Raw genomic sequence first — 21116 nt, 5'->3', positions numbered from 1 at the left:
GCCATGGCCTACGATTCGATTTTCAAAGCCGATTTGTTTGCCGGCCAAAACATCATCGTCACCGGTGGCGGCAGCGGCATCGGCCGCTGCACCGCCCACGAACTGGCGGCCCTCGGCGCCCATGTGCTGCTGGTCGGGCGCAAGGCCGACAAGCTCAAAACCGTTGCAGCGGAAATCGCCGAGGACGGCGGCAAGGCCGACTGGGCCGTTTGCGATATCCGCGAGGAAGAAGCGGTGACGCATCTGGTCAGCGAACTGATTCGCAAGCACGGCCCGATCCATGGCCTGGTCAACAATGCCGGCGGGCAGTACCCGTCGCCCTTGGCCTCGATCAACCAGAAGGGTTTCGAAACCGTGATGCGCACCAATCTGGTGGGCGGCTTCCTGATGGCCCGGGAAGTGTTCAACCAATCCATGAGCCAGCACGGCGGCGCCATCGTCAACATGCTCGCCGACATGTGGGGCGGTATGCCCGGCATGGGGCATTCCGGCGCGGCACGCTCGGGCATGGACAACCTGACCAAGACCGCCGCGTACGAGTGGGGTCATGCCGGCGTGCGGGTCAACGCCGTGGCGCCGGGCTGGGTTGCCTCCAGCGGCATGGACACCTACGAAGGCGCCTTCAAGGCCGTGATCCCGACCCTGCGCGAACACGTACCGCTCAAGCGCATCGGCACCGAATCGGAAGTCAGCGCGGCGATCGTTTTCCTCCTCAGCCCGGCAGCGGCGTTCGTCAGCGGCAGCACCCTGCGCATCGACGGCGCCGCCAGCCTCGGCGGGCGCGCCTGGCCGATCCATAAAGCGACCAACAGTGAGTCGTACAACGGTTTCCACCGCGCCTACATACCCGATGTGTTGAAGGACAAGGAATAACCCATGCCGGTGATTCAGTCGCAACTCGATCCCCACAGCGAGCCGTTCGCCCGGAACCGTACGGCAATGCTGAGCGCCATCGAACAAGTCCGCGTGCTCGAACAGAACCTGCTGGACAAGGCCGCCGAAGCCAAACCCAGGTTCGAAAAACGCGGTCAGTTATTGCCCCGCGAGCGCCTCAATCTGCTGCTCGACCCCGGCGCTCCGTTTCTCGAACTGGCGAGCCTGGCCGGCTACAAGCTGCACGACGACAAGGACGGCAGCTGCGCCGGTGGCGGCCTGATCGCCGGTATCGGCTATGTGTCTGGCGTGCGCGTGCTGGTGGTGGCGAACAACAGTGCGATCAGGGGCGGGACCATCTCCCCCAGCGGCTTGAAGAAATCCCTGCGCCTGCAACAGATCGCCATGGAAAACAAACTGCCGGTGATCACCCTCGCCGAAAGCGGCGGCGCCAACCTCAATTACGCGGCGGAGATTTTCGTCGAAGGCGCGCGCAGCTTTGCCAATCAGGCGCGGATGTCGGCCATGGGTTTGCCGCAGGTGACGGTGGTGCACGGCTCGGCCACGGCGGGCGGTGCCTATCAGCCGGGGCTGTCTGATTACGTGGTGGTGGTGCGCGGCAAGGCCAAGCTGTTTCTCGCAGGTCCCCCACTGCTCAAGGCCGCCACCGGCGAAGTCGCGACCGATGAAGAACTGGGCGGCGCCGAGATGCACGCACAAATCGCCGGCACCGCCGAATACCTGGCTGAAAACGACGCCGATGGTGTGCGCCAGGTACGCGAGATCGTCAACCTGCTGCCGTGGAACGAGCAGTTGCCCCCATCGCCCGAACGTCGCTGGGAGGAGCCGCTGTACCCTATCGACGAACTGCTCGGCCTGATCCCGGATGACCCGAAAAAACCCTACGACGTGCGCGAAATCATCGCCAGGCTTGCCGACGCCTCGAACTTTCTCGAGTTCAAGGGCGAATTCGATCAGCAGACCGTCTGCGGTCACCTGAAAGTTCAGGGACGCGCCTGTGGCTTCATCGGCAACAACGGCCCGATCACGCCCAAGGGCGCGAGCAAGGCCGCGCAGTTCATCCAGCTGTGCGACCAGAGCCAGACGCCGTTGCTGTTTTTCCACAACACCACCGGGTTCATGGTCGGCACCGAATCGGAACAGCAGGGGGTGATCAAGCACGGCGCGAAGATGATTCAAGCGGTGGCCAACGCCCGGGTGCCGAAGCTGACCATAGTCGTCGGCGGCTCCTACGGTGCCGGCAACTATGCAATGTGCGGGCGCGGCCTCGACCCGCGTTTCATCTTCGCCTGGCCCAACAGCCGCACCGCCGTGATGGGCGGTGCGCAAGCGGGCAAGGTGCTGCGCATTGTCACCGAGGCGAAACAGGCCAAGGACGGCCTGGTGCCCGATCCGAAAATGCTCGACATGCTCGAACAGGTCACCGCGCAGAAACTCGACAGCCAGTCCACCGCGCTCTACGGCAGCGCCAATCTGTGGGACGACGGTTTGATCGACCCGCGCGATACCCGGACCTTGCTCGGTTACTTGCTGGACATTTGTCACGAGGCCCAGGTGCGGCCATTGCAAGCCAACAGTTTTGGCGTAGCCCGGCTCTAGGCCGGCTCAAGGAGAACAATAAAAATGATCTTCACCCAGGAACACGAAGCACTGCGCCGCACCGTGCGCCAATTCGTCGAGCACGAGATCAACCCGCACGTCGAGGAATGGGAAAAGGCCGGGCGCTTCCCCATCCATGACATCTTCCGCAAGGCCGGCGATCTCGGCTTGCTGGGCATTTCGAAACCGGAAAAATTCGGCGGCATGGGGCTCGACTACAGCTATTCGATCGTCGCCGCCGAAGAATTCGGCACCATTCATTGCGGCGGCATCCCGATGTCCATCGGCGTGCAGACCGACATGTGCACGCCGGCACTGGCCCGTTTCGGCTCCGATGAATTGCGCGAGGAATTCCTGCGCCCGGCCATCAGCGGTGAGCAGGTCGGCTGCATCGGTGTTTCCGAAGTCGGTGCCGGTTCCGACGTCGCCGGATTGAAAACCACCGCGCGCAAGGACGGCGACGACTATGTGATCAACGGCAGCAAGATGTGGATCACCAACTCACCGAGCGCCGACTTCATCTGCCTGCTGGCCAACACCTCGGACGACAAGCCGCACATCAACAAGTCGCTGATCATGGTGCCGATGAATACGCCGGGCATCAGCTTGAGTTCGCACCTGGACAAGCTCGGCATGCGCAGCTCGGAAACCGCCCAGGTGTTTTTCGACAACGTGCGCGTGCCGCAGCGCAACCGCATCGGCCATGAAGGCGCGGGGTTCATGATGCAGATGCTGCAGTTCCAGGAAGAGCGCCTGTTCGGCGCGGCCAACATGATCAAGGGCCTGGAATATTGTGTCGACAGCACCATCGAATACTGCAAGGAGCGCAAAACCTTCGGCAATGCGCTGATCGACAATCAGGTCATCCACTTCCGTCTCGCTGAGCTGCAAACCGAGATCGAATGCCTGCGGGCGCTGGTTTATCAGGCCACCGAGCAATACGTCAAAGGCCAGGATGTCACGCGCCTGGCTTCGATGGCCAAGCTCAAGGCCGGGCGGCTGGGCCGCGAAGTCAGCGACAGCTGCCTGCAGTATTGGGGTGGCATGGGCTTCATGTGGGACAACCCGGTGGCCCGCGCTTACCGCGACGTGCGGCTGGTGTCGATTGGCGGCGGCGCCGACGAAATCATGCTGGGGATCATCTGCAAGTTGATGGGCATCCTGCCGGGGAAGAAGAAATGAACAACCTGCCGGTTTGCCAGACCTTGCTGCTGGAACTGCACAACGGCGTGTTGCATGTCACCCTCAACCGCCCGGAATGCCGCAATGCGATGAGCTTGCAGATGGTCGCTGAGTTGCGCTCGGTGCTGGCGGCGGTACGCGATAAGCCAGGGGTTCGCGCGCTGGTGATCGGTGGCGTCGGCGGGCACTTCTGTGCTGGCGGCGACATCAAGGACATGGCCAACGCCCGCGCTCAGGGCCCCACTGCGCACCGGGACCTGAACCGGGTGTTCGGCGCACTGCTGCAAGAGGTGCAACACGCACCGCAAGTGGTGATCACGGTGCTGCAAGGCGCGGTACTCGGCGGTGGTCTCGGCCTGGCCTGCGTCAGCGATATCGCCCTGGCTGATCACCAGGCGCAATTCGGCCTGCCGGAAACCAGCCTGGGTCTGCTGCCGGCGCAAATTGCGCCATTCGTGGTGCAACGCATCGGCTTGACCCAAGCCCGGCGCCTGGCCCTGACCGCGGCCCGGTTTGATGGTCACCAGGCACGGCGCATGGGGCTGGTGCACTTTGTCGAACATGATCCGCAGGCCCTGGCCGAGCGTCTCGATGAGGTGTTGGCCCATGTCTTGTGTTGTGCGCCGGGGGCGAATGCGGCGACCAAGAAACTCTTGCTGGCGAGTGCGGGTCAGCCGTCGGATGAGTTGCTTGATCAGGCTGCCGAATGGTTCAGCGAAGCGGTGACCGGGGCAGAAGGCGTCGAGGGAACGATGGCCTTCGTGCAAAAACGCAAACCGGGCTGGGCCTCCTGAAAATCTTCGCTGGCAAGCCAGCTCCCACACTGGAATGCATTTCAAATGTGGGAGCGGGCTTGCTCGCGAAGAGGCCCGAACAAACACCGCAAAATCCAGAGAGCCAACCCATGCCCGGACTGAAAAAAATCCTCATCGCCAACCGCAGTGAAATCGCCTGCCGCATCCAGCGCACGGCCCAGGCGCTGGGCTATCGCACGGTCGCCGTGTTCAGCGATGCCGACGCCGATGCCCTGCATGTACAGATGGCCGACGAAGCAGTCAACATCGGTCCGGCCGCGGTGCAACAGTCTTATTTGAACATCCCGGCCATTCTCGACGCTGCCCGGCGCACGGGCGCGGATGCGATCCATCCGGGCTACGGTTTCCTCTCGGAAAACGCCGGGTTTGCCCGCGCGTGCCAGGATGCCGGCATCACCTTCATCGGCCCCAGCCCCGAGGCCATCGAACTGATGGGCAGCAAGCGCCTGTCGAAGATCGCCATGATCGAAGCCGGTGTGCCCTGCATCAAAGGCTATCAAGGCGCCGAACAGAACGACGCCACCCTGAGCCGCGAAGCCGAGCGCATCGGCTATCCGTTGATGATCAAGGCCAGCGCTGGCGGCGGTGGACGCGGCATGCGCCTGGTGCACGAAGCCGGCAACCTGCTGGAACAGATTCGCACGGCACGCTCCGAAGCCCTGAACGGATTTGGCAGCGGTGAACTGATTCTCGAACAGGCACTGATCGAACCCCGTCATGTCGAGGTTCAGCTGTTCGGTGACCGGCATGGCAACCTGATTTACCTCGGCGAGCGCGATTGTTCGGTGCAGCGCCGGCATCAAAAAGTCATCGAGGAAGCACCCTGCCCGGTGATGACCTCTGAACTGCGCCAGGCCATGGGCGAAGCTGCGCTCAAGGCCGGCCGGGCAGTGCATTACGTCGGCGCGGGCACCGTGGAGTTTCTGCTGGATGCCAGCGGGCAATTCTATTTCCTGGAGATGAACACCCGACTGCAAGTCGAGCACCCGGTGACCGAATTGATCACAGGGCTGGATCTGGTGGCCTGGCAATTGAACATCGCCGAAGGGCAACCCCTGCCCTTGCGCCAGGAGCAGGTGCAACTCACGGGCCACGCCATGGAAGTACGCCTGTATGCCGAGGACCCGGCCCAGGGTTTCCTGCCGCAAACCGGGCGCGTCGTGGCCTGGGAACCGGGATTGCAGGAGGGCGTGCGGATCGACCACGGCCTGATCGAAGGTCAGCTCATCAGCCCCTTCTACGACCCGATGATCGGCAAGCTCATCGCCCACGGCGCCACCCGCGAGGAGGCCCGCCGCAAATTGCTGCGGGCGGTACAGGACAGCGTGCTGCTGGGGGTGCAAAGCAATCAGCGTTTGCTCGCCAGCCTGCTGGAGCACCCGCAGTTCGCCAGCGGTGACTTCAGTACCGGATTCATCGCGCAGCACTTTGCCGACCCTGCCTGCCTGCAGTCCCATGCCCCGGGCGCGCAACACCTGGCCATCGCCACCGCCCTCTTCTACCTGGCGTCGGCACAGCCTCATCCCGCCCCGCTGGGCGGTTGGCGCAACAATGCCAGCGTGCCCCTGCACTATCGCATCGGCCTTGAGGATCAAGACTGGGTGGTGACGTTGCAGGCAATCCCGGGTGAACCATTGCGCATTCAGGTCGCCGAACGCTGTCTCGAGCTGAAGGTCCTCCACTACGATGGGCGCCGGGCCACCCTCGAGATCGATGGCATCCGCCAGCGCCACGCCTATCGCCTGGAGGCAGGGCAACTCTGGCTGTTTACCCGGCCGGGCAGCTTGCAGTTTGCCGATCGCACTCAGGCGCAGGTTTCCAGCCGGGCCAGTGTCAGTTGCGGCACCCTCAAGGCCCCGATGGACGGTGCGATTGTCGACGTCCTGGTCAATGAAGGCAGCCCGGTCACCAAGGGCCAGCTGCTGGTGGTACTGGAAGCGATGAAAATGGAGCACCCCTTGAAATCAGGCATCGACGGTGTCCTGAAACGCTTGCAAGTCAAAGTCGGGGATCAGGTGAAAAACCGGCAGATACTGTTGGAGGTCGAATAAGGCGCTAGGCGGAACCGCCGGGTTTGGCTACGCTCAAAGCCTATCAGGACGCGGATACCAGGAACCCTGCAATGCCTCATTGGCTGGTCATTGATCTGGAGGCCACCACCGATGAGGGTGGATGGCCAGTAACGGATATGGAAATCATTGAAATCGGCGCCACCCTGGTGGACCGCAAGGGACGCGAACTGGACCAGTTCCAGCGCTTCGTCCGCCCCTTGCGGCGGCCGTTGCTGACGCCATTTTGCCGCGAGCTGACGCACATCACCCAAGCCAACATCGATGCGGCGCAACCGCTGGGCGAAGTCTGGCCGGCATTTGAGCGCTGGCTCGGCCAACACCACGCGCGACTTGAAGGCTGGGCCAGTTGGGGCGACTACGATCGCAAACAGCTGCTTCAGGATTGGCAGCAACTGGGACTTGCCAGTGCCCTGGCCAACGTGCCCCACATGAACCTCAAACAGCGCTTTGCCAAGGCCAGGCGTCTGGAACGCCCGCTGGGGCTCAACGGCGCCCTGCAACTGGCCGGCCTGCAGTTCACCGGCCAGCAACACCGGGCGCTGGAAGATGCGCGCAATACCGCACGCCTGCTGCCACTGGTTCTTCCTCTTTAGACAGGTGACGACACTCGGGGCCTTGTGCATACTGGCCGGCCCTTTTTAGCCCTTTTCGAGGAATCGCCCATGTTTAAAGTCAACGAGTACTTCGACGGCACCGTCAAGTCGATCGCCTTTGGCACCGCAGAAGGTCCAGCGACCATCGGCGTCATGGCTCCGGGCGAATACGAATTCGGCACCAGCCAGCGTGAAATCATGCACGTGGTCAGCGGCGCATTGACCGTCAAGCTGCCAGACAGCAGCGACTGGGAAACCTTCGCTGCCGGCAGCCAGTTCAACGTGCCGGCCAACAGCAAGTTCCAGTTGAAAGTGGCCGTCGACACCGCTTACCTGTGTGAATACCGCGGCTAAACCCGCGAGGCTTTACCGAAATAAAGGTCAGCGCAATAAAAATGCCCGTGTTTTTCGACACGGGCATTTTTTTGTTCTGCGCAAAATTATTCGAGGATCTCCACCGGCATGCCGACTTCAAGTCGACCGTTGCCGTCGTTGACCAGGTTCTGGCCAAACATCGCACCGTCCGCCTGCGAACGGTATTTCTGCAAGGTTGCCAGGGGTTCGCGGTCGTCGCTGCGCTCGCCGGTTTGCGGGTCGATGGTGGTCAGGATGCAGCGTGAGCAAGACTTGACCACGCGGAACTCGACATCACCGATGCGGATACGCTTCCAGCCGTCCTCGGCGAAGGCTTCACTGCCTTCGATCACCAGGTTGGGCCGGAAACGCAGCATCTCCAACGGACGCCCGACCCGTTTCGACAAGTCCTCGAGGGAGGCCTGGCCAATCAGCAACAGCGGATAACCATCAGCGAACGCCACCTGGTCGTCATCCTTGCCGTAGCCCGCCTCCGTCATCCGCGCCCGATCAAGCGGCACTTGCACCAGGCGTGTCGGTTTACCAATAAATTCGCTGACCCAGGCTGCGGCTGCATCACCTGCGTCGGGGACCCGCAAGGTATCGCGCCAGATCGTCACGCCACGCAGTTCTGCATCACGACCGGGCAAGGCTACGTCGATCGGCGAATGACCAGGCGCACTGAGGGTCAGGCCGCCTTCGGCATTCCACAACGCCGACAACTGGCTCATCTGCGCCACCGCACGCTGGGTCAGGAAACGACCGCTGGCTTTATCCACCAGCATCCAGCGGCGATCGCCGTCCAGACCGAGTTTATCGAGACCGATCCGTTGCAGCGCCTCGCCCCTGGCGGACTTCAACGGATAACGATACAGCGCGCTCAGACGCAACATGGCCAGCTCCCTGTTAGGCAAAACGCCACCCTATACGAGCTTGAACGCCGAATCAAAGAGCAAAAACCTGTAGGAGCGAGCTTGCTCGCGAAAAACCCAAGGACGCCGCTGGGCATCTGGTTTTACGCGTTATCGTTCAAGACCATCGCGAGCGAGCTCGCTCCTACAAGGGCTTAGACGGTGACTTCGTCAAGCATCAGGCGCTGACGTACCACGTCGACGAGTTTGTCCGGTTGGAATTTGGAGAGGAAATTGTCGCAGCCGACCTTTTTCACCATCGAATCGTTGAAGCTGCCGGACAAAGAGGTGTGCAGCACCACGTACAAGCCGCGCAGACGCGGATCGTTGCGAATTTCGGTCGTCAGGCGATAGCCATCCATTTCCGGCATTTCCGCATCGGTGAAGATCATCAGCAGTTTTTCGGTCATGTCCACGCCGGTGTCGGCCCAAGCCTTGAGCATGTTCAAGGCCTTCAACCCGTCGCTGGCGATGTGCATCTTCACGCCCAGCTGTCCCAGGGTATCGCGCAATTGCGCCAGGGCCACGTTCGAGTCATCCACCAGCAGCACCTCACGGCCACGGGCGCGCTCCAGTACCGGATCTTCGAGCTTGTCACGGGAGACCTTGGCGTTGTACGGGACGATTTCGGCCAGGACCTTTTCGACATCGATGATTTCCACCAGTTGATCATCGACCTTGCTGATTGCCGTCAGGTAGTGCTGGCGGCCGGCGCTGCTCGGTGGCGGCAGGATGGCTTCCCAGTTCATGTTGACGATCCGGTCCACGCCGCCGACCAGGAAGGCCTGAACCGAACGGTTGTATTCGGTGACGATAATCGTGCTGCCAGGCCCCGGCACCAGCGGGCGCATGCCGATGGCCTGGGACAGGTCGATCACCGGCAGGGTCTGGCCGCGCAGGTTGACCACGCCACACACAAAAGGATGGCGCTGCGGCATCAGCGTCAACTTTGGCAACTGCAGGACTTCCTGTACTTTGAAGACGTTGATCGCGAACAATTGCCGTCCGGCGAGGCGGAACATGAGGATCTCCAGGCGATTCTCACCCACCAGTTGCGTGCGTTGGTCTACCGTGTCGAGAATGCCGGCCATCAATGACTCCTGGTCTTGTTCGGATGAATTCACTTAGAGAAGGTTATCGGCTGTTTTTGCCGAAGCTTGACCCTCTCTAAAATGCCACGCACAGGCATTGATGCCACATTAACATCATGCTTTACTGGCGCTGTGATTACATCTGTTGCACTTCTGCGCCGCGACCCCGGCTCTTGCGAAAGGTTCCGTTGCGTAAGGGATTCCCCTATCAACAATCAGGTGCAACCTGATATTCGCAATATCCAATAGCCATTAATGTGACGCCATTCTCATTGCATGAACGGAGTCAGGCTTTTGTGTGCGATCGCAAGCCAGTGGCCAACCACCCTCTCGTGTTCCCCAGCCTGCCGCCGTTCGTTCGCCCGACGACTCGGCAATGCCGGGGTTCCGACCGCCCTCGTCGACACACACGATATCCCCTCATTTGACATGACGTTGTGGAGATAAGTATGCCGAACGATCGTAAAGAGTGGGCCCAGCGGCTCCCGGAGTTTCTCGTCGAGGCTGAAACACTCCTGGCTAAAACCGAGGAATGCCTGAGCCATTTACAGTTGATCAGCAATGATAAGGACGCCATCGACTGCATGCTCAGCACGCTACTCAAGCTGGCCAACAAGGCCGATGCCCTGGCGTTGGCGGCCGTGTCCGAGTTTTCGCTGCATATTCATGGTTTGCTGAACCACGCACAGAACACCATGAGCCTGCACGACGAGGCGCTGAGCGCCCTGAAAGACTGTCTGACCCTGATTGCCTGGCAACTCGAACTCATCGACCAGACCACCGGGCAACTCAGCCTTGACGACAGCGAGCAGGTCACCCTTATCGAAGCCTTTGCCTTTCAGGTCGGGCAAAGCCGGTTTCAGCCACCGGTCAATTCCAGGCCGCTCACCCTCGTGCCCTATTCGGAACGACGGGCCTGAACTAATCCAACTATGCCGTATGGCGGGGTTTGGTTATCAGTAGCGCACTGTTAATTGAGTGCGCATATGTCGCAAATGAATATTTCATAGCTATAAGCGACATTCTTAAAACAACCACTATTGCCTATCGACAATGGCGCGCCAGCCTTGATCAGGTATTGCCTGGTATTAACAGCCCCCTGGGGCTATCGGTATTTTGCGATGGCAACAACCAACTTGTTCCATTATGGAAGCATTGTCGAAACGACTGGATTCCTGACTTTTCGAACATGCATACGGACGCGACCAACGGTATCTTAAGTGCTACCATGCCGCCTGTTAGTTGACGCCAATTAATGGCTGCGTGATCGCAGCCGAACTCGTCGGCGCTCCACATAAAAAACAGGGGCCTGTCAGCCAGCATGACCGGTCAGCCCGCAGCGAACATCCATTGGCTCCATCCGCTATGTACGCCAGCCTCAAGTCAATCGCCAAGTGGCCGCCCTCCCGGGAAAATGCTCGCAGATTCACGCTGTTGCTATGCGCCTGCTCGACCCTCGGCAGTTTGCTGGTCCATGGTTTGTCCATTCCGTTGCCCTTGTCATTGCTGCTGCTCAACATTGCAGCGCTGACCAGTGTTGTCGTGCAGTACTGCCTCTCGCGCAAATCGATCAAATTCGAGCCTCAGGAGCTGGCCGACCGGCTATTGCAGGTCCAGGAAAACGAGCGTCACCGACTGAGCCGCGAACTGCATGACGACATCGGTCAATTGCTGACCGCCGCAAAATTGCAAAGTGACTGGCTCAAACGCCGGATGCCCGAAGAGCTCCAGGGACAATGCACGGTCCTGTGCGACACACTGGAAGAAACCCTGGCCAAAGTTCGTGACGTATCCGCCATTCTCAATCCCCGGCAGTTGACCAGCCTCGGGCTGGAAGCCAGTCTGCGGGCACACCTGCTCAAGACCCTGGCCAACACGCCGGTACACTGGAGCCTGGAATGCCAGCAGCGCCTGACCGGCATACCGGAGGAAATGGCCGTGGCGGCTTTTCGCATTACCCAGGAAGCGGTCACCAACATCCTGCGACATGCCCGGGCCAAGAACCTGCTGGTATGCCTGCAACGCCTGCCCCAAGGCCTGAGGTTGCAGATCAGCGATGATGGCCAGGGCTTCGCACCCGCAACGGACCCAGGGCGCGAAGGGCAACGCGGTATGGCCGGGATGTCAGAACGGATAGATCAACTGGGCGGCACGTTGACCGTTACCAGTGAGCCGGGCAAAGGCACTCAAATCGAAGCTCTATTTCCCTGGGCGCCCCGTGCGCTCGAACGGGCCAGTTCGAATAAGGTTATGCATTGACTTGTAACTTACTTCTGGTGGATGACCACTCGCTAATCAGGGCTGGCGTGCGCGCCCTGGTAATGGACCTGCCTGGCTACGCCGTCGTCGGTGAGGCCAATGACGGCTCGCAGTTGCTCGAAATGGTCGGGCATCTGTCGCCGGATATTGTCCTGCTGGATATTTCGATGCGCCAGACCGGCGGCCTCGAAGCCTTGCAACAGCTCAAGCGGGTGCACCCGCAGAGCAAGGTGCTGATCCTGTCGATGCACACCGACCCGGCCCTCATCATGCAGGCCCTGGAGTCCGGAGCCCACGGCTATCTGCTCAAGGACACCACGGCGACCGAACTCGAGCACGCGCTGGACGCCTTGCGCAACAACGAGCGCTATCTGAGCCCGGCCATTGCCCACACGGTGATCACCCAGGCCCTGATCCGAAATCAGAAGCACCAGCCCGAACCCGCCGACTCGCACAACCTGACGGCACGCCAGCTGGAAATCCTGCGGTTGATCGTTCGCGGCAAATCCACCCGAGAGATTGCCAACGGCCTGGGGTTGAGCGTCAAGACCGTCGAAACCCACCGTTCGCAGATCATGAAGCGTTTGCAGATCTACGATGTGGCCGGCCTGGTGCTGTTCGCCGTGCGTGAACAAATCATCAGCCTTGATGACTAGGCACTTCACTGGCCCGTAGCAACGGCGAGTCTTCAGGCAAATGCACGAGCAACGCCGCCGGGCGGACCGAGAAACGCAGGTTATCTCCGACCAGCGGCTCACCATCAAGGTTGATGCAGAGCCCTTCCGAGGCCTTGATCTCGACCCATGGCAGGCGCACCCGGACAAACATGCTGTCGATGCCAAAACCTTCGGTCAGCAGGTTTTTCAATGTACCGACCACCTCCTGCGGTGCCGGCAGGATACTGATATCCAGCAAACCATCATCGACCAGGGCCTGTGGGCACAATTCCCGCCCGCCACCGGCCTGTCGGCCATTGCCGATGCCCAGCGCCAGCAGATCGCCGCTCCAGTGGAAATCCGGTCCCTGCAATTCACCGTAGGCGGTATGCAGCTCATTGAAGCGTGACAGGCCGGTGAACAGGTAAGCAGCACCACCGAGGATTTTCTTCAACTCCTCCGAGGTGTTCGCCGTGACATGACTGCCAAACCCACCGGTCGCCATGTTCAGGAATATCTGCCCGTCGACCTCCCCCAGATCAATGGCGGTCGGCGCGGTATCAAGCAACGCCAGCGCCTGATCAGGCTGCAGGGGCACGCCTGCCGCACACGCAAAATCGTTGGCGGTTCCCAGCGGCATCAGTATCAGGCTGGCTTTTTTCGAGTGCTCCGCCATGGCCTCGGCGATATCCCGCAAGGTGCCATCGCCGCCACCGGCAATGATGTGTCGATAACCGGCCGCCAACGCTTCGCCCACCAGTCTCTGCGCATCGCCGGCTTCCCAGGTCAATCGCACAGCCAGCTCCCAGCCTTGTTCACGACGGTTTTCGACGGCGGCACGAACCGCCTCGTTGAGTGCCTGTTTGCCATGCAGAATCAACAGCGCCTTGCGATCGCTCATTACTTCACTCCCGTTTGAATGGCATCTGGGAGATGTTGACCGCGCAGGCGCTGTTAAAGGTCGCCAGAAAACCAATTATTTCCAGTCAGGCAACTTGATCCCCTACGGCAGGATTTTTCTTACAAGACGTGAGGAATCTGCTCAATTGACCGCAAATCCGAATTGGTAGACCTTGGGGTTTCAGCAGGACACCACAGGGACGTGCCAAGCAAGGCCAAAACCCTGGATTACCGGCCAGCACAAGAGCCACGGGAGAAATTGATATGGAACCTCGCGTTACCGAGCTGGAAACACACCTCAAGCACATACGCAGGGACCTGGACGAAATCCGCGGTGACGTCAAATCCATCAAGCACAGGCTCGCCTACTCCGCCTGCGGAACGGTCGTGATCCTCGGTCTTCTTGGCTGGATCGCCAATAGCCGTTTCGAGCAGGTCATTTCATTGTTTCTGGCACATTGAATGGCCATCAGGCAAAAACCCGGTTCAATCAACCGGGTTTTTGCCTGGCTAATCCGCTGAAGCGGTCAACTCAGTACTTCGCTCAACGGAATGAAGAAAACGCTATCGCCCTGAACCAGCGTGCGACCTTCCAGGACTTCTACCAGTCCATCAGCCCAGGCAGCGCTGCGCAGTACACCGGAACTCTGGTTTTTGTAGATCGTCGCCCTGCCGTTTTCCAGCCGTCCACGCAAATACTCCCGCCGATTGCCAGGTCGGGGCCAGTCAAACCCTGCCGGTACCTGCACCTTCAGCGGCTCGACTTCCTTTACACCCTGACGACGCAGGAGATAGGGCCTGGTCAACAAGGCAAAAGTCACGAGGGTCGATGCCGGATTGCCCGGCAAGCCGATCACGGGCACACCGCGAAAATGTCCGAACGTCAGCGGTTTGCCGGGCTTGATGGCGAGTTTCCACAGCGTCAGTTCGCCCTCTTCGCGCAAGGCAATACCCAGAAAATCGGCTTCTCCCACCGATACGCCACCGGTCGAGAGGATCAGGTCGACATCCTTCAACTCACCCAATCGGGAACGAGTGGTTTGCAGATCGTCCGGAAGAATGCCCGCGTCGACGACCTCACAGCCCAGACGCTGCAACCAGCTGCACAACAACACCCGGTTGCTGTTGTAGATCTGTCCCGGACCCAGCGTCTGGCCCGGCTCAACCAATTCGTCGCCGGTCGACAGCACCGCCACACGTACCTTGCGAACGACCTCCAGCTCGGCGTAGCCCAATGAGGCAGCCAATCCTTGCTCGATCGGCCCCAGGCGTGTGCCTGCCGGCAGAATCAACTCGCCGACGGTCGCTTCCTGGCCTTGCGGACGGATGTTCTGGCCCTGGCTCAAGGCTTGCGTGAAACGCACTCGCTCATCCGTCTGGACCTCGGCGTTTTCCTGCATTTCGACACAATCGGCACCGGCGGGAACAGGCGCTCCGGTGAAAATCCGCGCACAGGTTCCAGGCTGCAACGGATCGGGGGCCTGGCCGGCAAACACCTTCTGGCTGACCACCAACGGCTCTCCCGTCCAGTCAGCCGTGCGCAGGGCATACCCGTCCATGGCACTGTTGGGCCAGGGCGGCAGATCAAGGGTCGACAAAAGATCTTCAGCCAGTACACGCCCCTGCACCTGCGCCAATGGCAAGCGTTCACGCTCGACAATCCTCGAGGCCTCGGCCATTTCCAGCAAGCGTGCCAACGCCACCTCGACGGGCATCAGGCTGCCGGTCTTGCCCGGCTTACCCACGGGATTCACAAGGCGCTGCCTGTTTCAGGTGGGGCACGAAATTGCACGGGCGATGCCGCGAATCCAGCTGTTCGGCCAGAATGCCGTCCCAACCGGTGCGCACGGCATTGGTCGAACCCGGCAAGCAGCAAACCAGCGTGCCATTGGCCAGACCGGCCAACGTCCGGGACTGGACGGTCGAGGTGCCGATATCGGCAACCGAGATCTGACGGAACAGCTCGCCGAATCCATCGACCTGCTTGTCCAGCAGGCAGCTGACGGCTTCCGGTGTGCTGTCACGCCCGGTAAAACCGGTTCCGCCGGTGATCAGCACCACCTGCACGACATCGTCGGCAATCCAGTTGGCGACTTGCGCACGAATTTTGTAGAGGTCATCTTTGAGCAACACCCGGGCTGCCAGGTAATGACCGGCGGCACTCAGGCGGTCGACAAAGAGCTGGCCCGAGGTGTCGGTTTCCAGCGTGCGGGTATCGCTGACAGTCAGCACTGCAATGTTCAGCGGTGCGAAAGGTACATCAGCCTTGGCTTTCATAGGCTCGTCCAGTTGTAGGAGAAACAGCCCGGTGTTATATCACAGCGCTCCGTTTTTTCGCCGCTCCCATGGAGACCTGCCATGACCATGAATTCACAATTGCCACCCTGCTCCATTCTGCTCCTGGCGGGCGGTCGCGGCCAACGCATGGGGGGGCGGGACAAAGGGTTGCTGGACTGGCGAGGCGAACCGCTGATTGCTCACTTGCATCGCAAGACCCGCCCGCTGACCGATGACCTGATCATCTCCTGCAATCGCAACCTGGAGAAGTATGCGCCCTACGCCGACCAGTTGGTCCACGACGATGAAGGTGGCTTCCCCGGGCCCCTGGCGGGAATTCGCGCGGGCCTGGAAGCGGCCCGCCATACCCATATGCTGGTCCTGCCCTGTGACGTTCCGGGCATTGATGCGGCGCTGATCGGCACCATGCTCGAGACCGCCAACCTGAATCCGGACAAGCCGTTGATGGTGCGGCACGATGACCACTGGGAGCCGTTGTTGTGTGTGATTCCAGTGCTGCACAGGGCAGCCTTTGAAAAGGCCTGGAACGAGGGTGAGCGCAGCCCTGGCCGGTTGATGCGCAAGCTCGGCGCGACCGCGCTGCAATGCCCCGACAATGACCCTCGGCTGGCCAACCTCAACACGCCGGAACTATTAAGCGGTCATGTAAGCGGTCACGACACTGTGTCAGACTGACATTGATCAGGAACTTGCGCGGACGGTTCACGTCTCAAGTTCAGCAACCAAAGAATTCATATTCGGAGACACACTCATGATGCAACGGACACTCGCCACTTTCATGCTCGCACTGGGCCTCGCCACCCTCGCCGGTTGCGCGTCGCCTACGGTGATCACCTTGAATGACGGTCGCGAAATCCAGGCCGTCGACACGCCAGAGTTCGACAAGGATTCCGGCTTCTACGAATTCGAACAGCTCGATGGCAAACAGACCCGCATCAACAAAGACCAGGTCCGTACCGTCAAAGAGCTGTAACCGGGTGCCGCCGGATACAGAAAAGCCCGCTTGATGCGGGCTTTTTCATGCCTGAAGAACAGCACTTCAGGGGCGCCGTTCAGGATCACCATTGCAGGGTAATTTCACTCTCGAACACTCGCTCCTGGCCTGTGACCGGATCGATGAATCTCAGCCCTTGGGCCAGCAGCTTCAAAGGATTGGCGTAGTCATCCTGTGCATCCTTGAGCACCTCGGGGTAAAACGGGTCGTTGCAGATAGCGGCGCCCAACGCCGCCATGTGTACCCGCAACTGATGTTTCTTGCCCGTCACCGGGTAAAGACCATACCGCCAGAGTTTCTCCTGTTTCTCCCTGACTTCGATCGCCGTCTCGGTGTTGCAGGCCCCAGGCCCTTCCTGCATGCGGAAGAACGGCTCGCCATCGACCAGCCGGCTTTTATGAACCCGCGGGAAAGCAAGTTCAGGCAACGCCGCTGCGATGGCCTCATAACGCTTTTCGATCTGCCGGGTTGGAAACAACGACTGATAAGCCGAACGACTCTGCGGATTGGCGGAAAACAGTACCAGCCCTGCGGTATGCCGGTCGATGCGATGCAATGGCACCAGATGCGGATTGTCCAGGCGACGGATCAAGCGCCTGAGCAGCGTCTGTTCGACGTATTCGCCAGCCGGCGTCACCGGCAGAAAGTGCGGTTTGTCGGCCACCACCAGATGCTCGTCCGCGTACAGAATCGACTCGATTACCGGGATCGGTTTTTCATCCGGCACTTCGCGAAAATAATGAATCCGCAAACCTTCCCTGTAGGCCAGATCGAGGGTAATCGGCATGCCCCGCCCATCGAGGACCCGGCCACGGGCGATTCTGTCCAGCCATTGTTCACGACCGATGGCGCTGAAATGCTCGCACAGACAATCGACAACGGTCTGCCACGGGCCAGGTGGCAAGTACAGCGTACTGGCCTGGCTGTGTGCCGCGGAAAAAGAAGAAGTGGACATACGAAAGTTCTAACCCTCAGTGCAGAGCGGCATTATCCAACAGCACGGGGAATGAACCTAGCCTCAAGCCGGAATCCGTGTGCGCGCCGCCGCTTCGGTGTATTCCTTGAGCCAGCGCAGTACATCGACCGCCTCCCAGCGAGCGGGGTCATAGAGGGCGTACAACAATCCCTGATAACCCACGACATCGAGTTGCCGGTGATAACCCGCGCGTTGAAACAAGGCTTCGATCTCTGCGAAACAGGTATTGAAATGCGTTTTGTTGAAGGGTGTCTTGCCCTCGGTCACCAGACCATCCAGACGCAACTCAAGAACAGCTTCACTCACGACGTCTGCGGACATCCGGTTCACGCTGTTCTTCAACTGTTCGACATTGACCACGACTCATCCCTCTCACGCCCGGGCTTGTCTGCTCACTGCCGAAAATCAGCAGCGGCCATGCAAGCACCACGAATAACTGTATACGCATACAGTATCCGATCAATACCGGATAAGCCAAGGGGATCAATCGCAAAGTTCGACAGGCGGGAAACACCACCAGCGCAAAAGCCGCTCAAAGCAAGAACGCCACCACCTCATCGGCACTGAATGGCCAGCCCAGTTCAGCGCCGGTGTCGACCCGTCGCAACACCGGAATACGCAGGCTGTAGGCGGCGAACCAGGTTTCATCGTCGGCGATATCCACCAGTTCCACCAGCAGACCGCGCTCGACAAACTCCATCAACATGGCTTCGGCTACTTCACAGAGATGGCATCCAAGGGTGCCGAACAACTGACATACGGGAAGCATGAGCGCTCAACCAGAAAATGAAGTGACCATTCTAGGCCTGCTCCGAAAAACCGTCGAGCCATTGAGTCTCCTGCCTGATGCCACCGACGATGATCAGACCTGTGTCAGTCCTGGCTGACGGCGCCGATCTTGTGGATCGAAAGGTCCGCGCCGTAATACTCCTGCTCCTGACTCAGACGCAATCCATGCAGCGCCTTGATCACGCCATACACGGCGAACCCGCCGGCCAGTGCCACGGTGACGCCCAGTGCCGTGCCGATCAACTGGCTGATCAGGCTGACCCCACCGAGCCCGCCCAAAGCGCTCTGGCCGAAAATGCCGCAGGCAATACCGCCCCACACGCCGCACAAGCCATGCAGCGGCCAGACACCCAATACATCGTCTATGCGCCACTTGACCTGAGCGGCGGTAAAGCACCAGACAAACAACGCCCCCGCGACGGCGCCGGTCACCAGCGCCCCCACCGGATGCATCAGGTCGGAGCCGGCGCAGATCGCCACCAGTCCCGCCAACGGTCCGTTGTGCAGAAAGCCGGGGTCGTTGCGCCCGACGATCAGTGCGGCCACCGTACCGCCCACCATGGCCATCAATGAGTTCACCGCCACCAGTCCGCTGACACCTTGCAGGGTTTGCGCGCTCATGACGTTGAAGCCGAACCAGCCAACAATCAGGATCCATGAGCCCAACGCCAGAAACGGGATGCTCGAGGGTGCGAACGCGACCAGCCGACCTTCGCGATAGCGGCCATTACGCGGCCCGAGCAACAGCACCGCCGCCAGTGCCAGCCAACCGCCCATGGCATGCACCACCACTGAACCTGCGAAATCATGGAAACCGGCGCCAAAACGCTCCAGCAGCCAGGCTTGCAAACCCAGGTTGCCGTTCCAGACCATGCCTTCGAAGAACGGATAGATGAATGCGACAATCAACGCGGTTGCACACAGCTGCGGGACAAACCGGGCGCGCTCGGCGATTCCTCCAGAAATGATCGCGGGGATCGCCGCGGCAAAGGTCAGCAGGAAGAAAAACTTCACCAGTCCATAACCATGGTCGGCATTGAGCACGGCCGCCGGTTGCATGAAGGTCACGCCATAAGAAATCCAATAGCCTATAAAGAAGTAAGCCAGTGTCGATACGGCGAAGTCACTGAGGATTTTCGACAAGGCATTGACCTGGTTTTTCTGTCGCACGGTTCCGACTTCGAGAAAGGCAAAACCGGCGTGCATGGCCAGAACCATGACCGCACCGATCAGAATGAACAGCGTGTTGGAGCTATGGACCAGGGTGTCCACGGCGCTTTGCAGATTTTCCATGGGATGGGCTGACCTTATGGCAGAAAAAAGCACCAAAGCAGTTCGCGATGACCACCCACGCACCAAGTTGCAGCTTCGAAGCATCAGAGGACTGATCTCGTTGAACTGCCTTGGTGCACGGACACCGTCCGGGAAAAACGTGACCCGGACGTTTGCGCGAGTTTTTGATTGTTGGTCCTACGGTTTTACTGAAATCATGCCCGGCTATAGCGCAATGGTGCGCACCGGCGCACCACGACACAGCAAAAGTTGTACCAGTCATTTGTACTGAACCTTCGCAGAAGGCTCATACTCGAACGCATCAGAAAGCCACTTATGGAGATCCACCATGGCCCGCATCCAGGCAAAGACTGCTCAAGAAATCCTGATGAACGATTTTCAGACACTGGTCAGTGACACCGAACGGTTGCTGGAGCACACCGCGACCCTGGCCGGCGACCAGGCCGACGAGTTGCGCGAGCAGATTCACGACAGTCTCTTGCGTGCCCGTGAAACCCTGAAGCTGACCGAAGACTCCCTGCGCGAACGCGGCAAGGCGGCTGTCACCGCCACCGAAGACTATGTCCAGGCCAACCCTTGGCAATCGGTCGGGATCGCGGCCGGCGTGGGTTTCCTGATCGGCCTGCTGGCCAGCCGGCGCTGATATGTCGATCGGTGAATCCGGCCCGTCTGCGACGGGAACAAGCTCCTCATCGCGGCGCCTGGGTGCTGCCTTCCTGGGGTTGCTGCACAGCCATGTCGAACTGTTCGGCATCGAGTTGCAGGAACAGAAAGCCCGCACCGTCAGCCTGTTGCTGTTTGCCGGTCTGGCGCTGGTGTTTGCGTTGCTGCTGCTGGTAGGGCTGTCGACCCTGGTGCTGATCGTGTTCTGGGACACCTATCGCCTGACCGCCATCATCGGGCTCTGCGTGTTCTACACCCTCGCCGCCATATTCTGCGCGATGCGTTTGAGGGCAGCGATTTTCGATGAGTCCTCGCCCTTCCACGGGACGCTGGAAGAGCTGGCCAACGATCGGGAGCGCCTGCTGCCATGAACCTGCCTGAATTGCCACACAACAGCTCACGCACGGAAATGCGCAAGGCGCTGATTCGCCTGCGCATGGAAATGCACCGCCAGGAAATCCGCCACGAATCCGCGCAACTGCTGCAACCGTTGCAACGCGTGCGCGGGATGACGCAGAACCTGCAGGACGGTTTCGGCATCAAGCACGCTCCACTCTGGGGCGTGGCCGCCGTCACCTTGCTGGGTTTTCTGACCGGCAAGGGCGCAAAGAACGGCGCTGGCCTCAGCAGCCTGACCCGGCTGATCCGCCTCGGCACCACACTGGGGCCGCTGATCAAACTGATCATGCAGGGCTCTTCGCGCAAAGACTGATCAGTTTCTTTCTGGCTACGCTCTTGCAGTGTCGACGGGATGCCCCCTCTATCGAGGGGGGGCAA

The 21116-nt window shown here is 60.3% G+C and carries 25 protein-coding genes; 16 read left to right on the top strand and 9 right to left on the bottom strand.

All coding sequences use genetic code 11. The features are described 5' to 3' along the window. The first annotated feature begins 3 nt into the window (after positions 1 to 3). The 7 genes from Q8X48_RS09190 to ppnP all read left to right on the top strand — a co-directional run bounded on the left by Q8X48_RS09190 (position 4) and on the right by ppnP (position 7509). Positions 4 to 873 carry an SDR family oxidoreductase gene (locus Q8X48_RS09190; protein WP_007973449.1) on the top strand — a complete coding sequence of 290 codons (870 nt, stop codon included), beginning with the start codon at positions 4 to 6 and terminating at the stop codon, positions 871 to 873. A gap of 3 nt (positions 874 to 876) precedes the next feature. After that, positions 877 to 2493 (top strand): geranyl-CoA carboxylase subunit beta, encoded by a 1617-nt coding sequence (atuC, locus tag Q8X48_RS09185; RefSeq protein WP_407800444.1) that lies wholly within the window; start codon positions 877 to 879, stop codon positions 2491 to 2493. Between the two features lie 24 nt (positions 2494 to 2517). After that, positions 2518 to 3675 carry a citronellyl-CoA dehydrogenase gene (gene atuD, locus Q8X48_RS09180; RefSeq protein ID WP_015094073.1) on the top strand — a complete coding sequence of 386 codons (1158 nt, stop codon included), beginning with the start codon at positions 2518 to 2520 and terminating at the stop codon, positions 3673 to 3675. Next, entirely contained in the window at positions 3672 to 4469 is a 798-nt protein-coding gene (locus Q8X48_RS09175) for an enoyl-CoA hydratase/isomerase family protein (RefSeq protein ID WP_407800447.1), read from the top strand. The genes atuD and Q8X48_RS09175 overlap by 4 nt, the downstream gene beginning before the upstream one ends. Positions 4470 to 4579: 110 nt before the next feature. Then, a complete protein-coding gene (locus Q8X48_RS09170; protein ID WP_407800449.1) occupies positions 4580 to 6541 on the top strand; it encodes an acetyl/propionyl/methylcrotonyl-CoA carboxylase subunit alpha in 1962 nt (653 codons plus the stop codon). Positions 6542 to 6612: 71 nt separating this feature from the next. Beyond that, the gene (locus tag Q8X48_RS09165) at positions 6613 to 7155 is read left to right on the top strand and encodes an exonuclease domain-containing protein (RefSeq protein ID WP_407800451.1); all 543 of its coding nucleotides are present in this window, start codon (positions 6613 to 6615) and stop codon (positions 7153 to 7155) included. A 69-nt stretch (positions 7156 to 7224) separates the two neighbouring features. Further along, a complete protein-coding gene (ppnP, locus tag Q8X48_RS09160) occupies positions 7225 to 7509 on the top strand; it encodes a pyrimidine/purine nucleoside phosphorylase (protein ID WP_007940055.1) in 285 nt (94 codons plus the stop codon). An 86-nt stretch (positions 7510 to 7595) separates the two neighbouring features. On the opposite strand, the gene Q8X48_RS09155 is transcribed toward ppnP, so the two are convergent. Together Q8X48_RS09155 and Q8X48_RS09150 are read right to left on the bottom strand one after the other, a co-directional pair. Then, the gene (locus Q8X48_RS09155; protein WP_407800454.1) at positions 7596 to 8402 is read right to left on the bottom strand and encodes an MOSC domain-containing protein; all 807 of its coding nucleotides are present in this window, start codon (positions 8400 to 8402) and stop codon (positions 7596 to 7598) included. Between the two features lie 173 nt (positions 8403 to 8575). After that, positions 8576 to 9511: a chemotaxis protein CheV gene (locus Q8X48_RS09150; RefSeq protein ID WP_407800456.1), complete on the bottom strand. Its 936-nt coding sequence runs from the start codon at positions 9509 to 9511 to the stop codon at positions 8576 to 8578. Between the two features lie 449 nt (positions 9512 to 9960). Between Q8X48_RS09150 and Q8X48_RS09145 the strand changes: the two genes are divergently transcribed. The 3 genes from Q8X48_RS09145 (at position 9961) to Q8X48_RS09135 (ending at position 12426) form a co-directional block, all read left to right on the top strand. Next, positions 9961 to 10431: a hypothetical protein gene (locus tag Q8X48_RS09145; protein WP_218482900.1), complete on the top strand. Its 471-nt coding sequence runs from the start codon at positions 9961 to 9963 to the stop codon at positions 10429 to 10431. Positions 10432 to 10876: 445 nt separating this feature from the next. Further along, positions 10877 to 11770: a sensor histidine kinase gene (locus Q8X48_RS09140; protein ID WP_407800578.1), complete on the top strand. Its 894-nt coding sequence runs from the start codon at positions 10877 to 10879 to the stop codon at positions 11768 to 11770. Further along, positions 11767 to 12426, top strand: coding sequence for a response regulator (locus Q8X48_RS09135; RefSeq protein WP_015094065.1), 660 nt, complete (start codon positions 11767 to 11769; stop codon positions 12424 to 12426). The genes Q8X48_RS09140 and Q8X48_RS09135 overlap by 4 nt, the downstream gene beginning before the upstream one ends. Here Q8X48_RS09135 and yegS read toward each other — a convergent pair. Next, a complete protein-coding gene (gene yegS / locus Q8X48_RS09130) occupies positions 12410 to 13327 on the bottom strand; it encodes a lipid kinase YegS (RefSeq protein WP_407800459.1) in 918 nt (305 codons plus the stop codon). The genes Q8X48_RS09135 and yegS overlap by 17 nt on opposite strands. 155 nt (positions 13328 to 13482) lie before the next feature. On the opposite strand from yegS, the gene Q8X48_RS09125 reads away from it, so the two are divergent. Beyond that, positions 13483 to 13788 (top strand): hypothetical protein, encoded by a 306-nt coding sequence (locus Q8X48_RS09125; protein ID WP_407800579.1) that lies wholly within the window; start codon positions 13483 to 13485, stop codon positions 13786 to 13788. A 65-nt stretch (positions 13789 to 13853) separates the two neighbouring features. Here Q8X48_RS09125 and Q8X48_RS09120 read toward each other — a convergent pair whose 3' ends face one another. Continuing rightward, positions 13854 to 15041 (bottom strand): molybdopterin molybdotransferase MoeA, encoded by a 1188-nt coding sequence (locus tag Q8X48_RS09120; protein ID WP_407800580.1) that lies wholly within the window; start codon positions 15039 to 15041, stop codon positions 13854 to 13856. A 22-nt stretch (positions 15042 to 15063) separates the two neighbouring features. After that, a complete protein-coding gene (gene moaB, locus Q8X48_RS09115; RefSeq protein ID WP_015094061.1) occupies positions 15064 to 15603 on the bottom strand; it encodes a molybdenum cofactor biosynthesis protein B in 540 nt (179 codons plus the stop codon). A gap of 81 nt (positions 15604 to 15684) precedes the next feature. On the opposite strand from moaB, the gene mobA reads away from it, so the two are divergent. Both mobA and Q8X48_RS09105 read left to right on the top strand, forming a co-directional pair. Continuing rightward, positions 15685 to 16299: a molybdenum cofactor guanylyltransferase MobA gene (gene mobA / locus Q8X48_RS09110; RefSeq protein WP_407800461.1), complete on the top strand. Its 615-nt coding sequence runs from the start codon at positions 15685 to 15687 to the stop codon at positions 16297 to 16299. A gap of 76 nt (positions 16300 to 16375) precedes the next feature. Then, positions 16376 to 16597: a YgdI/YgdR family lipoprotein gene (locus Q8X48_RS09105; RefSeq protein WP_007973479.1), complete on the top strand. Its 222-nt coding sequence runs from the start codon at positions 16376 to 16378 to the stop codon at positions 16595 to 16597. 85 nt (positions 16598 to 16682) lie between these two features. Here Q8X48_RS09105 and Q8X48_RS09100 read toward each other — a convergent pair whose 3' ends face one another. The 4 genes from Q8X48_RS09100 to Q8X48_RS09085 form a co-directional block, all read right to left on the bottom strand. Then, positions 16683 to 17573 (bottom strand): pseudouridine synthase, encoded by an 891-nt coding sequence (locus Q8X48_RS09100; protein WP_407800463.1) that lies wholly within the window; start codon positions 17571 to 17573, stop codon positions 16683 to 16685. A 63-nt stretch (positions 17574 to 17636) separates the two neighbouring features. Continuing rightward, complete coding sequence (locus tag Q8X48_RS09095; RefSeq protein ID WP_015094058.1) at positions 17637 to 17954, bottom strand: hypothetical protein; 318 nt, start codon at positions 17952 to 17954, stop codon at positions 17637 to 17639. A 172-nt stretch (positions 17955 to 18126) separates the two neighbouring features. Continuing rightward, positions 18127 to 18363 carry a glutaredoxin family protein gene (locus Q8X48_RS09090; RefSeq protein ID WP_407800464.1) on the bottom strand — a complete coding sequence of 79 codons (237 nt, stop codon included), beginning with the start codon at positions 18361 to 18363 and terminating at the stop codon, positions 18127 to 18129. Between the two features lie 104 nt (positions 18364 to 18467). Continuing rightward, positions 18468 to 19676, bottom strand: coding sequence for an ammonium transporter (locus tag Q8X48_RS09085; RefSeq protein ID WP_007973484.1), 1209 nt, complete (start codon positions 19674 to 19676; stop codon positions 18468 to 18470). Between the two features lie 328 nt (positions 19677 to 20004). Here Q8X48_RS09085 and Q8X48_RS09080 point away from each other — a divergent pair, with 328 nt between their 5' ends. From Q8X48_RS09080 to Q8X48_RS09070, 3 genes are read left to right on the top strand one after another with little or no spacing between them, the layout of a single operon-like run. Then, positions 20005 to 20319 carry a DUF883 family protein gene (locus tag Q8X48_RS09080; RefSeq protein WP_007973485.1) on the top strand — a complete coding sequence of 105 codons (315 nt, stop codon included), beginning with the start codon at positions 20005 to 20007 and terminating at the stop codon, positions 20317 to 20319. A 1-nt stretch (position 20320) separates the two neighbouring features. Continuing rightward, entirely contained in the window at positions 20321 to 20710 is a 390-nt protein-coding gene (locus Q8X48_RS09075; protein ID WP_015094055.1) for a phage holin family protein, read from the top strand. Continuing rightward, positions 20707 to 21051: a hypothetical protein gene (locus Q8X48_RS09070; protein ID WP_407800465.1), complete on the top strand. Its 345-nt coding sequence runs from the start codon at positions 20707 to 20709 to the stop codon at positions 21049 to 21051. The genes Q8X48_RS09075 and Q8X48_RS09070 overlap by 4 nt, the downstream gene beginning before the upstream one ends. Positions 21052 to 21116: the final 65 nt, after the last annotated feature.

It is taken from the genome of Pseudomonas sp. QLc11A (genome assembly GCF_052112305.1).
GTDB lineage: Bacteria > Pseudomonadota > Gammaproteobacteria > Pseudomonadales > Pseudomonadaceae > Aquipseudomonas > Aquipseudomonas laurylsulfatiphila.
Note: the sequence above shows the minus strand (reverse complement) of the source record. Positions and strands in the feature narration are given on the sequence as shown.

What these genes read in the sequence shown, in the direction of transcription:
- Q8X48_RS09190 (WP_007973449.1), top strand. Translation starts at nt 4, where the DNA reads ATGGCCTACGATTCGATTTTCAAAGCCGATTTGTTTGCCGGCCAAAAC.
- atuC (WP_407800444.1), top strand. Translation starts at nt 877, where the DNA reads ATGCCGGTGATTCAGTCGCAACTCGATCCCCACAGCGAGCCGTTCGCC.
- atuD (WP_015094073.1), top strand. Translation starts at nt 2,518, where the DNA reads ATGATCTTCACCCAGGAACACGAAGCACTGCGCCGCACCGTGCGCCAA.
- Q8X48_RS09175 (WP_407800447.1), top strand. Translation starts at nt 3,672, where the DNA reads ATGAACAACCTGCCGGTTTGCCAGACCTTGCTGCTGGAACTGCACAAC.
- Q8X48_RS09170 (WP_407800449.1), top strand. Translation starts at nt 4,580, where the DNA reads ATGCCCGGACTGAAAAAAATCCTCATCGCCAACCGCAGTGAAATCGCC.
- Q8X48_RS09165 (WP_407800451.1), top strand. Translation starts at nt 6,613, where the DNA reads ATGCCTCATTGGCTGGTCATTGATCTGGAGGCCACCACCGATGAGGGT.
- ppnP (WP_007940055.1), top strand. Translation starts at nt 7,225, where the DNA reads ATGTTTAAAGTCAACGAGTACTTCGACGGCACCGTCAAGTCGATCGCC.
- Q8X48_RS09155 (WP_407800454.1), bottom strand. Translation starts at nt 8,402, where the DNA reads ATGTTGCGTCTGAGCGCGCTGTATCGTTATCCGTTGAAGTCCGCCAGG.
- Q8X48_RS09150 (WP_407800456.1), bottom strand. Translation starts at nt 9,511, where the DNA reads ATGGCCGGCATTCTCGACACGGTAGACCAACGCACGCAACTGGTGGGT.
- Q8X48_RS09145 (WP_218482900.1), top strand. Translation starts at nt 9,961, where the DNA reads ATGCCGAACGATCGTAAAGAGTGGGCCCAGCGGCTCCCGGAGTTTCTC.
- Q8X48_RS09140 (WP_407800578.1), top strand. Translation starts at nt 10,877, where the DNA reads ATGTACGCCAGCCTCAAGTCAATCGCCAAGTGGCCGCCCTCCCGGGAA.
- yegS (WP_407800459.1), bottom strand. Translation starts at nt 13,327, where the DNA reads ATGAGCGATCGCAAGGCGCTGTTGATTCTGCATGGCAAACAGGCACTC.
- Q8X48_RS09120 (WP_407800580.1), bottom strand. Translation starts at nt 15,041, where the DNA reads ATGCCCGTCGAGGTGGCGTTGGCACGCTTGCTGGAAATGGCCGAGGCC.
- moaB (WP_015094061.1), bottom strand. Translation starts at nt 15,603, where the DNA reads ATGAAAGCCAAGGCTGATGTACCTTTCGCACCGCTGAACATTGCAGTG.
- mobA (WP_407800461.1), top strand. Translation starts at nt 15,685, where the DNA reads ATGACCATGAATTCACAATTGCCACCCTGCTCCATTCTGCTCCTGGCG.
- Q8X48_RS09105 (WP_007973479.1), top strand. Translation starts at nt 16,376, where the DNA reads ATGATGCAACGGACACTCGCCACTTTCATGCTCGCACTGGGCCTCGCC.
- Q8X48_RS09100 (WP_407800463.1), bottom strand. Translation starts at nt 17,573, where the DNA reads ATGTCCACTTCTTCTTTTTCCGCGGCACACAGCCAGGCCAGTACGCTG.
- Q8X48_RS09090 (WP_407800464.1), bottom strand. Translation starts at nt 18,363, where the DNA reads ATGCTTCCCGTATGTCAGTTGTTCGGCACCCTTGGATGCCATCTCTGT.
- Q8X48_RS09085 (WP_007973484.1), bottom strand. Translation starts at nt 19,676, where the DNA reads ATGGAAAATCTGCAAAGCGCCGTGGACACCCTGGTCCATAGCTCCAAC.
- Q8X48_RS09080 (WP_007973485.1), top strand. Translation starts at nt 20,005, where the DNA reads ATGGCCCGCATCCAGGCAAAGACTGCTCAAGAAATCCTGATGAACGAT.
- Q8X48_RS09075 (WP_015094055.1), top strand. Translation starts at nt 20,321, where the DNA reads ATGTCGATCGGTGAATCCGGCCCGTCTGCGACGGGAACAAGCTCCTCA.
- Q8X48_RS09070 (WP_407800465.1), top strand. Translation starts at nt 20,707, where the DNA reads ATGAACCTGCCTGAATTGCCACACAACAGCTCACGCACGGAAATGCGC.